This is a genomic window from Sphingobium sp. KCTC 72723 (assembly GCF_014280435.1).
Classification (GTDB): Bacteria; Pseudomonadota; Alphaproteobacteria; order Sphingomonadales; family Sphingomonadaceae; genus Sphingobium.
This window is the reverse complement of the sequence record NZ_CP060388.1, coordinates 2,443,845-2,457,153: the sequence shown is the minus strand read 5'-3', so window position 1 is coordinate 2,457,153 and position 13,309 is coordinate 2,443,845. Positions and strand designations below refer to the sequence as shown.

Here is a 13,309-nt window from a genome sequence, read left to right as displayed (position 1 = left end):
CACTAATTACGCATCAGCTAGGCCGCATTTGGGCGGTTCGGCGCAAGGGGGCGTGCGGCAATATCCCCAAGGCGATGGCCTACAGCGCCACTTCGATCATCCCGTCCACCACCCGCACCCTATAGGTCGCGATGGGGTCGCGCGCCGGGCCGGTCAGCGCCTCTCCCGTTTCCAGATCGAACCGTGCGCCATGCGCGGGGCAGGCGATCCAGCCCAGCCGCATCCGCCCGCACGCCAGCGGCTCCTGCGCGTGCGAACACAGATTATCGAGCGCATGGATATGCCCGTCAAAATGGCACAGCATGATCGACCGCCCGCCCGCCTCCACGGCATGAACGCTGCCGTCCGGCACGGCGTCCAGCGGCAACAGGGGGGTGAAGCGGGCATCGTCCATATCCATGGCCCCATTTTTACCGCCGCGCCGCGCTTGTCCAAGCCCGCCCGTGCCATATCACCGGGGCGTTCTCTTGGGCGGCCGTCTATTCTCGCCCAGCCGCATCCCTTAATCACGGACCCATGGACTTTGCATGGACAGATCAGGAAACCGCCTTCCGCGACCGGCTGCGCGCGCTGCTGGCCGACACGCTGCCCGACGATTGGGAGCGTTTCTCGCAACACGGCCCGGCCTCGCCTGCGCTCACCCGCTATGCCGAAACATTCTGCGGCACGCTGGCGGAACAAGGCCTGCTGATTCCGCACTGGCCGGTCGTGCTGGGCGGGCAGGGGCTGGACCCATGGCACCAGACCATATTGGCCGAAGAAATGTGGATCGCGGGCGAACCGCGCGGCGGCCAATATATGAACGTCAACTGGATCGGCCCGACGCTGATCCGCTACGGATCGCCCGATCAACAGGCGCGCTATCTGCCCCCCATCGCAGCGGGCAAGGCGCTCTGGTGTCAGGGCTTTTCCGAACCCGGTTCCGGCTCCGACCTCGCATCGCTGCGCACGCGCGCGGAACGGGACGGGGACCATTATCGCGTCAACGGCCAGAAAATCTGGACCAGCTATGCGGGCCTTGCCGACACCTGCTTCCTCGTCTGCCGCACCAGCGACGACCGCAAGCGCGGCATTTCTATCCTGCTCGTGCCGATGGACACGCCCGGCATCACCGTCCGCCAAATCCCCTCGCTGATCGGCGAAGGCGACATTCACGAAGTGTTTTTCGATGACGTGACCGTCCCCGTCACCGCGCGTCTGGGCGACGAAGGGCAGGCGTGGGAGATTATCGGCTATTCGCTCACCAACGAACGGCTGGGCATCCCGCGTTACGCGCTGGCCCGCGCCGCGCTCGACCGCGCCGTTTCCGTTTTGAAAGCGCAGGGCGCGTTCGACGGCGAAGCGGTGAAGATCGAAGCCGCCCATGCCGCCGCCCTGATCGAAGCGGCCCGCATGGCGAGCTACGCCATTGTCGATCGGCGCGCGAAGGGCGAAGCGATTGGCGCGGAATCCAGCTCCGCCCGCTTCGCCACGGTCATGGCTGAACGGCGCGTGTGCGAGTTCATAGTCGAATATCTGCCCGAAGCGCTCGCCGACGCGCACCCCTATCTCAAGATGCACCACCAGCGCGGCATCGTTGCGGGCATCGCGGCGGGGGCTGCGGAAATCCAGCTCAACATCATCGCCACCGACGTCCTCAAATTGCCACGGGAGCCGCGCTGATGGACCTGTCCCTTACCGACGATCAGGTCGCGATCCTCGACGCGATCGACACGCTGACTCGCCCCTATGCGGGCGCATCGCTGCATGATGCTGGCTTTGCCTTGCCCGATGCGCAATTGGACCGCGATCTGGCCGAAGGCGGCTTCCTCGACATCGGTTTCGATCCTGATCTTGGCGCAGTCTCCGCCGCGCTGGTGGTCGAACGCCTCGCCCGTCTGCCGCAAACGGTCGAAGCCGCCGCCAGCGCACTCATCCGCCCGCTGCTGGGCGACGCTCTCCCGCGCCCGCTCTGTCTGGTGGAGGAAAGCCGCACGACGCGCCCCATCCGCTTCCTGTGCGAAGGCGCGACCGTGCTGCTCGTCGGACCCTCCAGCGTTTCGACCTTCACCGCCACCGCCGTGCAGGTCCGCGCCGAACCCGAATCCCTCTACGGCTACCCCATGGCCACGCTGCTCGAAGTCCCGGCGGACCGCACCGCGCACGCCGTCCCCGCCAGCGAAATTCTCACCCGCTGGCGCATCGCGCTCGCCGCCGAAGCCGCTGGCCTGCTCGCCGCCGCGCTCGACAGCACGGTCGCCCATGTCACTGACCGCCAGCAATTCGGCCGCCCACTCGCCACCTTCCAGGCGCTACGCCATCGCCTCGCCGAAGCGCAGGTGCGCGCCAATGGCGTCCGCTGGCTGGCGCTCAAAGCCGCAGCGACGCTCGACCCCGGCGACGCTGCGCTCGCCGCGCTCCACGCCCAGGAATCTGCCCGCGCCACCGTCTACGACTTCCACCAATTTTTCGGCGCGATGGGCGTGACGCTGGAACATCCGCTCCATTTGTGGACCTATCGCCTGAAAGCCTTGATCGGCGACCTGCGTGGACGCGGCGGGCAGGCACTGGCGGCGGCGGACACGCTTTGGGGTTAGAAAATCACTGTTCCCCGGCCTTCGCCGGGGAACAGATGGGCCTAAAACCCCAGATCCAGTATCGGCCCGTCGAAATTCCCCGCCAGCTTCTGCGTCGCCGCGCTCAATTTCTCCGGCTCCACGCCCTTCAGATAGCCGTCGATGATCCGCTGATAGTTGGAAATCAGCCCCTCAATATCCTTCGACAGCCGCATGAAATCGAATCCCTTGGCGTGCAGCCCCTTCTGCTGGATCGGGATATTGCCATAGTCCTGACGCGGGATTTGCGGGAACTGGTCGCTGTCATAGGGCAGCATCACCGCATCCATCACCACCGGCGGTTCCTGCCCCGGCGCGAAATGGGTCAGCGACCATAGCTCGAACAGGCAGCTTTCCGGTCCCAGCGGCCGGATGCGGTATGCCGCCATGCTCGACAGGAAGGGCAGCAGGAAATAATTGGGGAAGATATATTCCACTGCCTTCACCGGCGTATTGACCGCGATGTGATTGAGGTCGGGCGCCGGTTCGCCCCGCGCCAGCCCGGCCTGCGTCACGCAATGGTTGAGCGTGCCGAACCATTGCATGATCGCCTGCCCCGGATCGTCGGGCAATTCCACGTCGATCAGCGTGCGCGCGACGGCCACGTCCTTGGCATGGCACATGCCCGCCATGCCATCGCTCAACAATTGCAGATGGTCGACCTGATCGACGATATTGTCGCGCATCGAACGATTGGGGTTGATCGGCACGCCGATCCCGCCGGTGTCCATGCCATACATCATATTGTAGAGGATCGGCACCTTCTGCTGCAATTGCGGGTGGGTGCGCATGACATGATAGCCCTCCATGAAGGCTTCCATCGCGATCTTCCAGTTGGCGGGCAGCACCGTGGCAAAGCACCATTCGGCGCGCATGGAATCGGCATTGTAAGCGTCCAGCCCTGCCGCCAGCGGCCCAAGCTGCTGCCGCAACCCCGGCCCATCATCATCGAAATTGATGAACACGCAGCCCATCTCTATTTCCGTGCGGCACGGGCGCAGCGCCAGGTCGTCCTCGCCCAACTGCCCCTCGCTGAACATATGGCGGCCATAGACGAAGCTGTTTTTCCCCTCGATATTCCAGCGCCAGCCATGGAAGGGACAGATGAAGCCCTTCCCCTTGCAATTGCCATGGCTCCCCTCGGTCAGCGGCACGCCGCGATGGCGGCAGGCATTGTGAAAGGCGCGGATGCCGTCCTTGGTCCGCACGATGATGACCGATTGGCCAAGGTTGCTATATTCGATCCAGTCGCCGATCTCCGGCACCTGCTCGACCCGGCACGCCATCTGCCACACATGGGGCCACAATTGCTCGCACTCGCGCTTGTAGAAACCCTCGTCATAATAGCGCGGCGTGGGGATGCGTTCGGGGTCGGTAATCTCGAACGGAACCGATGTCGTCGCTGCCAAATCCTCTGCCATGTCACCCTGTCCGCTGTCTGTCTAAGGGCGAAGGGTAAAGGCTGGGGATGGCCGTTCAAGACGGATCGGGCGGGCGGCGCGCATCATCGCCGTGGCGGTGGAATGGCGATAACCCACACCTATCCGCCATCGTCATCCTGAACTTGTTTCAGGATCCATTTCTCGTCACGAGCAGATGATTTTGGGGCATGATGGATGCTGAGCCGCAGGCCAGCGCAGCTAAACAAGTTCAGCATGACGAGATATTGGAACGGCAGTGATGTGAGACTGTCCCACCGTTACAATGAAGCGTCACCCAGCGCTCCTATCTCCCCCCGCACTTCATCCCCATGCGCGCCCAGCCCCGGCGCACCGCCCGCGACCTTCCCCGGCGTCGCGGAAAACCATGTCGGAACCCCCGGAAAGCGCACCGCGCCATGCTCCGTCTCCACCGTCTCGAAAAAGCCGATGGCGTTGAGATGTTCATTCTCGAACAGCTCGTCGGTGGTGCGCAATGGCGCGGCGGGAATATGCAGGCTTTCCAGCAAATCCAGCCATTCCTGCGTCGTCCGCTGCGCGAATGTTCCGCCCAGCAAGCCATAGACCCGGTCGATCTGTTTCGCCCGCTTGGGCAGGCTGTCAAACTCCTCGCTCGCCCATTCGGGCTGCACCGCACCGATGAAGGCGTTCCAATGCTTGTCATTATAGACGAGCGCGGCGACATGGCCGTCCCTGGTCGCATAGGGCTTGCGGTTGCGCGCCACCACGCGGTGATAATGGGCAGGGCCAGTCGGCGGATCGAACATCGCGCCGCTGGCATGTTCGGTCAGCATGAACGCGGCCATCGTTTCGAACATGCCCACTTCCACTTCCTGTCCCTCGCCGGTGCGTTCGCGGTGGAACAACGCCATCATCGTGGCGTATAGTCCGGTCAGCCCGGCCACCTTGTCGGCGATGATCGTCGCCATGAAATCGGGCTTGCCAGTCATCAGCGCCTGCAAATGCGGGATGCCGCATTCGGCCTGGATCGTGTCGTCATAAGCCGGCTTGTCCCCCTCCGGCCCGCGACGGCTATAGCCATAGCAATTGGTGTAGACGATGTCGGGCTTGATCGCCTTCACCGCCGCATAATCGAACCCCAGCCGGGCGATCGCCTTGCCCCGCATCGAATGGATGAACACATCGGCAGTGGCGATCAGGCCGCGCAGCACTTGCCTGTCCGTTTCCTGGGTCAAATCCAGCACGATGCTGCGCTTGCCGCGATTGACGTTGGTGAACACGCCGCCCAGGTCCGGCGCATTGCCGCCATTGATGAACCGGGTCTGGTCGCCGCCCGGCGGCTCCACCTTGATGACGTCCGCGCCCATGTCGGCCATGATCTGCGTGGCATAGGGACCAAATACCATCGCGGTCAGATCGACCACCCGCACCCCGGTCAGCGGCCCGCCATGCCCCTTCGGCTCGCCCATTTCACTCTCCTGTTCCATGCCATCGGGCTAGGACAAGGGACGCGCCGACGCCATGGCCAACCACTTCGCCCCACCGATATGTCGGGCGCGCGGCGGCGGTTCGATTGTGCGCCCCAACCCCCGCTGATACCCCGAAGGCTCAAAATGAGCGCCGCCAACGTGCGGCAAGCGGGACCAGAAACGTGGATTTTGCCTTTACCGACGACCAGCAGAATATTCGCGATGCCGTGCTGGCCCAATGCGGCGCGTTCAGCGACGAATATTGGCTGGCACGCGATCATGACGCCCAATTCCCCGTCGATTTCTACGGCGCGATGGCGCAGGCGGGCTGGCTGGGCGTGGCCATGCCGGAATCGGTCGGCGGCGCTGGCCTTGGCATCACCGAAGCGGCGATCATGATGCAGGCGGTGGCGCAAGCGGGCGGCGGCATGACCGCCGCGTCCACCATTCACGGCCCGGTCTTCAGCCTGGAACCCATCGCCTTGTTTGGCACCGAAGAACAGAAGCAGCGGATGATTCCGCCGATCCTGTCGGGCGCGGAAAAAATGTGCTTTGCCGTCACCGAACCCAATACTGGCCTCGACACGACCAAGCTCAAAACCCGCGCCGTGCGGGAAGATGGCGGCTATCGCGTCAATGGCGAGAAGATCTGGATCACCAACGCCCATGTCGCGGACAAGATGATGCTGCTCGCGCGCACCACCCCGATCGAAGATGTGCAGAACAAGACCCATGGCCTCTCGCTATTCTTCACCAAATTGGATCGCGATAGAATCGAACATCGGCTGATCCCCAAAATGGGCCGCCACGCCGTCGGCTCCAACATGCTGTTCATCAACGATCTTTTCATTCCCGAAGAAGACCGTATCGGCGAAGAGGGGCAGGGCTTCCGCATCATCCTCAAAGGGCTGAACCCCGAACGCATATTGCTGGGGGCCGAAGCGATCGGCATCGGCCGCAACGCCATCGCGCGCGCGGCGCGCTATGCCCGCGAACGCATAGTGTTCGACCGGCCGATCGGTATGAATCAGGGCATACAGCACCCGCTCGCCAAATGCTGGGCGCAACTGGAGGCGGCGAACCTGATGGTGATGCAGGCCGCGACCAAATTCGACAAAGGCGAGGATTGCGGCATCGAAGCGAACGCAGGCAAATATCTCGCCGCCGAATTCGCGTTCGAAGCGTGCCATACCGCCATGTTGACGCTGGGCGGCATGGGCTATGCGCAGGAATATCATGTCGAACGGCTACTGCGCGAAGTGCTGATTCCGCGCACCGCGCCGGTCAGCCCGCACATGATCCTTAACTTTCTCGCCGAAAAAGTGTTGGACTTGCCCAAATCCTACTGACCGGAGAGAAGATCATGTCCACGCCCATCCCATCGACCCCGGCCACCCTCTCGATCAGGATGCGCTCCTGGCTGTTCGCGCCCGGCGACAGCGAAAAGAAGATGGCCAAGGCTGCCGACAGCGCCGCCGACATCGCGCTGTTCGATCTGGAAGATGCCGTCACGACCGAAAACAAGCCGCTCGCGCGCAGGCTCGTCCACGACTTTCTCGCCAGCCGCACGGCGGGCCATGAACGGCTCTGGGTCCGGGTCAATCCGCTCGACGGGCCTTATACGCTGCTGGATCTTGCCGCGATCATGCCCGCGCGGCCCGGCGGCATCATGCTGCCCAAAGTCTATGGGCGGCAGGATGTGGAGCGGCTCGACCATTATCTGTCCGCGCTCGAAGTCGCTAATGGCATTGCGGAAGGCTCCACCCCGCTGATCGTGCTGGTGACGGAAACTGCGCAGGCCATGTTCCACACCGGCGATTATAAAGGCGCGCCGCGCGTCGTCGCGCTGACCTGGGGGGCGGAGGATCTGGCCGACTCGATCGGCGCCAGCTGCAACCGTAATGCCGATGGCAGCTATGGCTTCACCTATGAACTGGCGCGCTCCATGTGCCTGCTGGGCGCGGCCACCGCTGGCGTCACCGCGATCGAAACGATTCAGGGCGATTTCCGCGATCTCGACGGCCTGAAAGTGCGCGCGGAAAAGGTGCGACGCGATGGCTATCGCGGGATGCTGGCAATTCACCCCGCGCAGGTGGACGTCATCAACACGGCCTTCACGCCGACGCAGGACGAAATTGATCAGGCGCACGAAATCGTTGAAATATTTGAACAAAATCCGGGCGTCGGCGCGATCGGCTATAAGGGCGGTATGCTCGACCGCCCCTATCTCAGCCGGGCCAAACATTTGTTACAACAGGTGGGTCAGTGACACCCATTGTCCATCTTGCTGTCTACTTAAAGCCCGGCGACCATATCGTCCTGGGGCAGGCCTGCGGCGAACCGACCAGCCTTGTGCAGGCGCTGATCGAACAGGGCCGGGACATTCCCGGCCTCTCCGCCTTCATCGCCACCAGCTTCTCCGGCCTCTTCACCCCCGCCACCACCGACAGCTTTGCCCTGTCCAGCATGGGCGCGATCGGCGCGTTGCGCGCCATGACCAAGGCGGGGGCATTGCAGGTCATCCCCGTCCATGTCAGCCAGGTCGGCCCGCTCATCACCGGCGGGATCATCCCCTGCGACGTCGCGATGATTCAGGTCAGCCCGGCGGACGAACATGGCAATCATAGCTGCGGCCTGATCAGCGATTATGTCCGCGCCGCCGTGGACAAGGCGCGGGTCGTCATCGCCGAAATCAACGCAGCGGTCCCCTTCACGCCGGGCGAAACCATCCCGGCGTCGGCCATCGACGTCGCCATCCATGTCAACCGCCCGCCGGTTCAGGTCGCCCCCGCTGCCATCGGCCCGACCGACGAAGCCATTGCCCGTCATTGCGCCACCTATATCGGCGACGGCGCAGTGATCCAGACCGGGGTAGGGGCCGTCCCCGACGCGATTCTGCGCCTGCTTCACGACCGGCGCGATCTGGGCGTCCATTCGGGCATGTTGGGCGATGGCCTGGTCGATCTGGTGGAGGCCGGCGTCATCACCAACGCCCGCAAGGAAGTCGACCCCGGCGTCTCGATCAACGGTGCGCTCATCGGCACGCAGCGCCTCTACGACTGGGCGCATCGCAACTCCGCCATCCACATGTGCGCGACGAGCTACACCCATGACGCCGCGATCCTCGGCCGCCTTTCCCGCCTCGTCACCATCAACTCCGCGCTGGAGGTTGACCTGACCGGACAGGTCAATGCCGAACAATCGGGAGCCACCTATCTGGGCGGCACCGGGGGCCAGGTCGATTTCGTCCGCGCCGGGGCAAGATCGCCCGGTGGTCGCTCGATCATAGCGCTATCGGCCTCGGCCAGGGGCGGCACGCTCAGCAAGATCGTCGCGCAACTTTCCGGCCCGGTCACGACCGCCCGCACCGACGCGGACGTGATCGTCACCGAATATGGCGCAGCGGAACTCAAGGGGCAAAGCCTCGCCGAACGCACCCGCCGCCTGATCGCCATCGCCCATCCCGACTTCCGCGAGGAACTGGACCGGGCCGCCCACATCATCGCGCAAAGGGGATTTTGAGATGACCGACGCCATCCTCTTCGAAGCCCGCCCCGACGGCATCGCCATCCTGACGATTAACCGCCCCGACCAGCGCAACGCACTCAGCCATGAAGTCCGCGAAGGATTACGCGCGGCATGGCAACGGTTCGAATCCGACCCGGCCCTGCGCGTCGCCATCCTGACCGGGGAGGGCGATAAAGCTTTTTGCGCGGGCGGCGACCTGAAGGAAATGGTCGAAACCGGCATGACCGTCCCGCCGCGCGCCATGTTCCCGCTGCCCTATGACAATGTGGAACTGACCAAGCCGACCATCGCCGCCGTTAATGGCGTGGCGTTCGCGGGCGGCTGGATGATCGCGCAGGCTTGCGACCTGTGCGTCGCCAGCACCACGGCGCGTTTCGCCATCACCGAAGTCAAGGTCGGCCGCTCCTCCCCCTGGGCCGCGCCACTCATTCACATGATCCCACAACGGATCATGATGGAAATCATTCTGACCGGCAAACCCATCACCGCCCAGCGCGCCTATGAGATTGGCCTCGTCAACCGCATCGCCGAACCGGACGCGCTGCTCGACACGGCAATCGCACTGGCGGCGGAGATACTCGACGGCGCGCCTTTGTCGGTGAAGGCCGGGCGCGACACGGTGATGCTGGCGACCGAAATGGGCCGGGCCGCCGCGCTGCAAGCAGCCCGCGCCGCTTCGGAATATACCTACCAGAGCGAGGACGCGCAGGAAGGCCCGCGCGCCTTCGCCGAAAAACGCTCGCCTCAATGGCAGGGCAAATAGATGACAAGCGAGGATGTTATGACAGATCTGACAAAGCCGGTCACCGTCCCGGTCGAAGCCTATGTCTCGCCCGCCTATGCCCGCGCCGAACAGGACCGGCTGTGGCGCAAGGTCTGGCTACAGGCCGCCCGATTGGAGGACATTCCCAATGTCGGCGACTTCGTCACCTATGACATTCTCGAAGACTCGGTCATCGTCATGCGCACCGGCCCGGACGAACTGCGCGCCTTCCACAATGTCTGCCCCCATCGCGGTCGCCGCCTGATCGACACGCCGCCCGGCGCCCGCAACGCGCGCGGCAACCGCACCAGCATGATCTGCGGTTTTCACGGCTGGACGTTCGACAGGACCGGGCAATGCACCTTCGTCAACCATCAGGACGACTGGCAGGGAAAGCTGACGGCGGATCGCACCGCGCTGGGCAAGGTGCGCGTCGATAGCTGGGGCGGCTGGGCGTGGATCAGCCTCGATCCCGACGGCGGATCGCTCGCCGACTATCTGGGCGTGGTGCCGGACATGCTCGACCCGTTCGGCCTTGCGAATATGCGCTACCGCTGGCGCAAATGGATCATTTTCGACTGCAACTGGAAAGTCGCGATGGAAGCGTTCAGCGAAACCTATCATGTCCAGACCACCCACCCGGAATTCAACGCTTTCGGCGAATTTCGCGGCTGGGCGCGTCAACATGGGCTGCACAGCAATATCGGCTATGACGCGCCCAAGAATATGGACGAAAATCAGGCCAAGCTGCGCATCGGCTCAGGCGAAGACCCGCGCCTCTCCACGGCGGAAATGCAACTCTTCACCTGGGAAAATGCCAATACCAACACGACGATGACGCTGGTCAATGCCGCCACCCGCCTGAAGGACGAACTGCCCGCAGGCACCCCCGCGCCGCAGGTGTTGCAGCATTGGCTCGCCACCGCCCGCGCCGACGACGCACGGCGTGGCGTCATCTGGCCCGTGGTCGAACCGTCCCATACCGCAAAGAGCGGCACCGCCTGGCAGATATTCCCGAATTTCCAGATCGGCCACGCCGTCAACAACATGCTCTGCTATTCCGCCCGTCCCTATCAGGGCGATCCCGACAAGTGCATTTTCGAAGCAGCCGTCTATGAGCTGTTTCCCGAAGGCGAAGCGCCCGCGACACAATGGGAATATACAAAGCCCGAAGAATGGCCCCCCGTCCTGCAACAGGATTTCACCAACATGGCCGCCGTCCAGCAGGGCATGAAGAATATCGGCTTTCGCGGCACCCAGCCCAACCCCTATATGGAGCGATCGGTCGCCAGCCTGCACCAAAATCTGGCGCGCTATATGGCAACCGGCGCGCCGCAACCGATCGACTGACGCGCTTGCCCTGTCCTTGATATCCCCTATATTGAGGACAGGAAGGGAGCGCGATGTCCAAGCCCATGACCCTCAACGTCCGTGTTAGCGGCGCGCTTAGCGAATTCGTCGCCGCCAATGTCGGCGACGTCGGTGCCTATGACAATGTCAGCGAATATGTCCGCGACCTCATTCGCCGCGACAAGGAACGGGTGGAGGCCGACCGCTTCGACCGGTTGAAAGCGGAATTGACGCACGCCTTTGCTGCACCCGACATCACCTATCAACCATTGGATGCCGACGCCGTCATTGCCCGCAATCTCCGCGTTTGAGGCGTGACTGCGGTCCGGGTTCAGGAAGCGGCCGGTCGCCGTCTTGACGAAATCTACGTTTACACGCGCGAAAATTGGGGGGACGAACAAGCGGATCGCTATATGCGCGCCTTGTTTGCGCAGTTTGACAGGATTGCAACGCGCGCCGTGCCATGGCGGGCGATCCCGGCCGACTTTGGCGTTGACGGCTATTATCGCCGGTTCGAACATCATTATATATATTGGCGGCTCTTGCCGGACGGCACGGTCGGGATCGTCACGATCCTGCACGAACGGATGCATCAGATGGATCGTTTCCGCGACGATCGGCCCTGATATGGTCCGGCATAACAAAGCCCGCCGCCATCGCTGGCGGCGGGCTTTCCTATTTTCCGCATAGGCGCTTATTCGAACGGTTCCTCGCCCTGCAACTTGGTGCGGTGCATCATGCGGTTGCAGGCGGGGTCATAGGCTTCGGCGCGGTGCATCGTGCCGGTATTGTCCCATATCACCAGGTCGCCCACGCTCCAGTCATGGCTGTAACTAAATTCTTCCTGCGTCGCCCATTCGCGAAGGCCAACCAGCACCTCCGCGCTCCGCATCGGCGTCACGTCCAATACGCGATGCGCGGTGCAGCCCAGCACCAGCGATTTGCGGCCCGACTTGTGGTTCCACACCAGCGGCAGTTCATTCTCGCCGATCCGCTGCATCCCCTGAATCTTGGCCAGGCTGGGTTCGGGTTCATAGTAAAATACCGTCGCCCAGACCGAATGGATCACGCGCAGCTTTTCATATTCGGCCTTTTGTTCGTCGCTCAGCGCCTCATAGGCGGCATAGGTGTTGCAAAATCCGGTATTGCCGCCCCATGTCGCCTTGACCTTGCACGACAGCAACGACGCCAGGATCGGCGTGTCGTTCATCGTGCCGTCGATATGCCAGTAGAGCGATCCTTTGAGATATTCGGCGCTTTGCGGGTTTTCCTTCACGTCCAGCGTGATCTTGTGGATCTTGTGGTTCGTGCCGTCCTGCATTTCCGGCGCGAATGTGCCGAGCGTCTTGGTGAAGGCAATCTGTTCGTCATCGTCAAAATCGATCTTGGGGAATACCAGCACGCCGCGCTGTTCCAGCAATTCGCGAATCTGCGGACCCAGGTCGCCGGCCAGCAACTCTGCCTTGCTGTTCAGGATGCGGCTGCCGATATTCGGCTTGATCTCTTCATGCGCGAAGCGCGTGATCGCGGTGGTTGCCATGTCCGACTCTCCTCAGTCTTGCCTGTTGTTTGAACACATGTTCAGCATGGCGCGAAAAAAAAGTCAACATATCTCATTTTTTAAGCCAGCAGATCGTCCAGCCATTGTTCCACGGCCTGACGCGCATCGGCATGGCCCGCGTTGACGCCCAGTCCGCCCTCCATCACCAGCGCGCGCCCGGCGCTGGCCAGCAGCAGGCTCAGGCCCGCCGCGCTGACGCCGCGCTGCGCCAGCCGATCGCCCAGCAACTGTTCTAGGCATTGCGTCTGGCGTGCGCGCATCGCTTCGCTGTGGCGCGCGATTTCGGCGCGGATCGCCTTGCGGTGATTGGCCAGCGCGACAAATTCCATCGCCAGCGCGGTGCGGCTGGTATCGGCGAAAAAACGCCACAGCGCCCGCACCGGATCGTCGCTGGCCAGCGCCTGTTCGATCATCGCGTCGCTCTGTTCCGCGCCGCGCCGGAATACGGCCAGCAACAGGTCGTCGGTGGTCGGGAAATAATAATGGACCAGCGACGGCGGCAATTCGGCGCGCAGCGCGACCCGGCGGCTGCTGGCGGCGGCATAGCCTTCATCGCGGATCACCTGTTCGGCGGCATCGATAATGCGGGCGCGGGTTTCGGAGCTTTCCGCCCCGATGCGACGTTTCTGGACCATCGGGCGACC

The 13,309-nt window shown here is 63.2% G+C and carries 14 protein-coding genes; 9 read left to right on the top strand and 5 right to left on the bottom strand.

What is annotated here, in order from left to right:
- Window positions 1–79: 79 nt before the first annotated feature.
- Window positions 80–400 carry a Rieske (2Fe-2S) protein gene (locus tag SPBM01_RS12195; RefSeq protein ID WP_188062077.1) on the bottom strand — a complete coding sequence of 107 codons (321 nt, stop codon included), beginning with the start codon at window positions 398–400 and terminating at the stop codon, window positions 80–82.
- A gap of 116 nt (window positions 401–516) precedes the next feature.
- On the opposite strand from SPBM01_RS12195, the gene SPBM01_RS12190 reads away from it, so the two are divergent.
- Together SPBM01_RS12190 and SPBM01_RS12185 are read left to right on the top strand one after the other, a co-directional pair.
- Window positions 517–1,662 carry an acyl-CoA dehydrogenase family protein gene (locus tag SPBM01_RS12190; protein ID WP_188062076.1) on the top strand — a complete coding sequence of 382 codons (1,146 nt, stop codon included), beginning with the start codon at window positions 517–519 and terminating at the stop codon, window positions 1,660–1,662.
- Window positions 1,662–2,576 (top strand): acyl-CoA dehydrogenase family protein, encoded by a 915-nt coding sequence (locus tag SPBM01_RS12185; protein ID WP_188062075.1) that lies wholly within the window; start codon window positions 1,662–1,664, stop codon window positions 2,574–2,576. The genes SPBM01_RS12190 and SPBM01_RS12185 overlap by 1 nt, the downstream gene beginning before the upstream one ends.
- A gap of 41 nt (window positions 2,577–2,617) precedes the next feature.
- Here the strand turns inward: SPBM01_RS12185 and SPBM01_RS12180 are convergent, their stop codons facing one another.
- Both SPBM01_RS12180 and SPBM01_RS12175 read right to left on the bottom strand, forming a co-directional pair.
- Window positions 2,618–4,015, bottom strand: a complete 1,398-nt coding sequence (locus SPBM01_RS12180; protein ID WP_188062074.1) for an aromatic ring-hydroxylating oxygenase subunit alpha — start codon at window positions 4,013–4,015, stop codon at window positions 2,618–2,620.
- 278 nt (window positions 4,016–4,293) lie between these two features.
- Window positions 4,294–5,463, bottom strand: a complete 1,170-nt coding sequence (locus tag SPBM01_RS12175) for a CaiB/BaiF CoA transferase family protein (protein WP_188062073.1) — start codon at window positions 5,461–5,463, stop codon at window positions 4,294–4,296.
- Window positions 5,464–5,645: 182 nt separating this feature from the next.
- Between SPBM01_RS12175 and SPBM01_RS12170 the strand changes: the two genes are divergently transcribed.
- Genes SPBM01_RS12170 through SPBM01_RS12140 form a run of 7 tightly spaced genes read left to right on the top strand, consistent with a single transcriptional unit; the run spans window position 5,646 to window position 11,730 of the window.
- On the top strand, window positions 5,646–6,812 hold the full coding sequence (locus SPBM01_RS12170) for an acyl-CoA dehydrogenase family protein (RefSeq protein ID WP_188062072.1): 1,167 nt from the start codon (window positions 5,646–5,648) through the stop codon (window positions 6,810–6,812).
- Window positions 6,813–6,826: 14 nt separating this feature from the next.
- Window positions 6,827–7,732, top strand: a complete 906-nt coding sequence (locus SPBM01_RS12165) for an HpcH/HpaI aldolase/citrate lyase family protein (protein WP_188062071.1) — start codon at window positions 6,827–6,829, stop codon at window positions 7,730–7,732.
- The gene (locus tag SPBM01_RS12160; protein WP_262504141.1) at window positions 7,729–8,985 is read left to right on the top strand and encodes an acetyl-CoA hydrolase/transferase C-terminal domain-containing protein; all 1,257 of its coding nucleotides are present in this window, start codon (window positions 7,729–7,731) and stop codon (window positions 8,983–8,985) included. Before SPBM01_RS12165 ends, SPBM01_RS12160 begins: the two co-directional genes overlap by 4 nt.
- 1 nt (window position 8,986) lies before the next feature.
- Window positions 8,987–9,754: an enoyl-CoA hydratase/isomerase family protein gene (locus tag SPBM01_RS12155; protein ID WP_188062070.1), complete on the top strand. Its 768-nt coding sequence runs from the start codon at window positions 8,987–8,989 to the stop codon at window positions 9,752–9,754.
- A gap of 18 nt (window positions 9,755–9,772) precedes the next feature.
- Entirely contained in the window at window positions 9,773–11,104 is a 1,332-nt protein-coding gene (locus tag SPBM01_RS12150) for an aromatic ring-hydroxylating oxygenase subunit alpha (RefSeq protein WP_262504140.1), read from the top strand.
- Between the two features lie 53 nt (window positions 11,105–11,157).
- Window positions 11,158–11,415, top strand: coding sequence for a type II toxin-antitoxin system ParD family antitoxin (locus SPBM01_RS12145; protein ID WP_188062068.1), 258 nt, complete (start codon window positions 11,158–11,160; stop codon window positions 11,413–11,415).
- Window positions 11,416–11,418: 3 nt separating this feature from the next.
- Window positions 11,419–11,730 carry a type II toxin-antitoxin system RelE/ParE family toxin gene (locus tag SPBM01_RS12140; protein WP_188062067.1) on the top strand — a complete coding sequence of 104 codons (312 nt, stop codon included), beginning with the start codon at window positions 11,419–11,421 and terminating at the stop codon, window positions 11,728–11,730.
- 68 nt (window positions 11,731–11,798) lie between these two features.
- Here SPBM01_RS12140 and SPBM01_RS12135 read toward each other — a convergent pair whose 3' ends face one another.
- Both SPBM01_RS12135 and SPBM01_RS12130 read right to left on the bottom strand, forming a co-directional pair.
- The gene (locus tag SPBM01_RS12135; RefSeq protein WP_188062066.1) at window positions 11,799–12,644 is read right to left on the bottom strand and encodes a TauD/TfdA dioxygenase family protein; all 846 of its coding nucleotides are present in this window, start codon (window positions 12,642–12,644) and stop codon (window positions 11,799–11,801) included.
- 80 nt (window positions 12,645–12,724) lie between these two features.
- On the bottom strand, window positions 12,725–13,300 hold the full coding sequence (locus SPBM01_RS12130; protein WP_316725873.1) for a TetR/AcrR family transcriptional regulator: 576 nt from the start codon (window positions 13,298–13,300) through the stop codon (window positions 12,725–12,727).
- Window positions 13,301–13,309: the final 9 nt, after the last annotated feature.

Coding starts and splice junctions, on each gene's coding strand:
- SPBM01_RS12175 (WP_188062073.1), bottom strand. CDS start 5,463: ATGGGCGAGCCGAAGGGGCATGGCGGGCCGCTGACCGGGGTGCGGGTG.
- SPBM01_RS12145 (WP_188062068.1), top strand. CDS start 11,158: ATGTCCAAGCCCATGACCCTCAACGTCCGTGTTAGCGGCGCGCTTAGC.
- SPBM01_RS12185 (WP_188062075.1), top strand. CDS start 1,662: ATGGACCTGTCCCTTACCGACGATCAGGTCGCGATCCTCGACGCGATC.
- SPBM01_RS12135 (WP_188062066.1), bottom strand. CDS start 12,644: ATGGCAACCACCGCGATCACGCGCTTCGCGCATGAAGAGATCAAGCCG.
- SPBM01_RS12130 (WP_316725873.1), bottom strand. CDS start 13,300: ATGGTCCAGAAACGTCGCATCGGGGCGGAAAGCTCCGAAACCCGCGCC.
- SPBM01_RS12180 (WP_188062074.1), bottom strand. CDS start 4,015: ATGGCAGAGGATTTGGCAGCGACGACATCGGTTCCGTTCGAGATTACC.
- SPBM01_RS12190 (WP_188062076.1), top strand. CDS start 517: ATGGACTTTGCATGGACAGATCAGGAAACCGCCTTCCGCGACCGGCTG.
- SPBM01_RS12155 (WP_188062070.1), top strand. CDS start 8,987: ATGACCGACGCCATCCTCTTCGAAGCCCGCCCCGACGGCATCGCCATC.
- SPBM01_RS12165 (WP_188062071.1), top strand. CDS start 6,827: ATGTCCACGCCCATCCCATCGACCCCGGCCACCCTCTCGATCAGGATG.
- SPBM01_RS12150 (WP_262504140.1), top strand. CDS start 9,773: ATGACAGATCTGACAAAGCCGGTCACCGTCCCGGTCGAAGCCTATGTC.
- SPBM01_RS12195 (WP_188062077.1), bottom strand. CDS start 400: ATGGATATGGACGATGCCCGCTTCACCCCCCTGTTGCCGCTGGACGCC.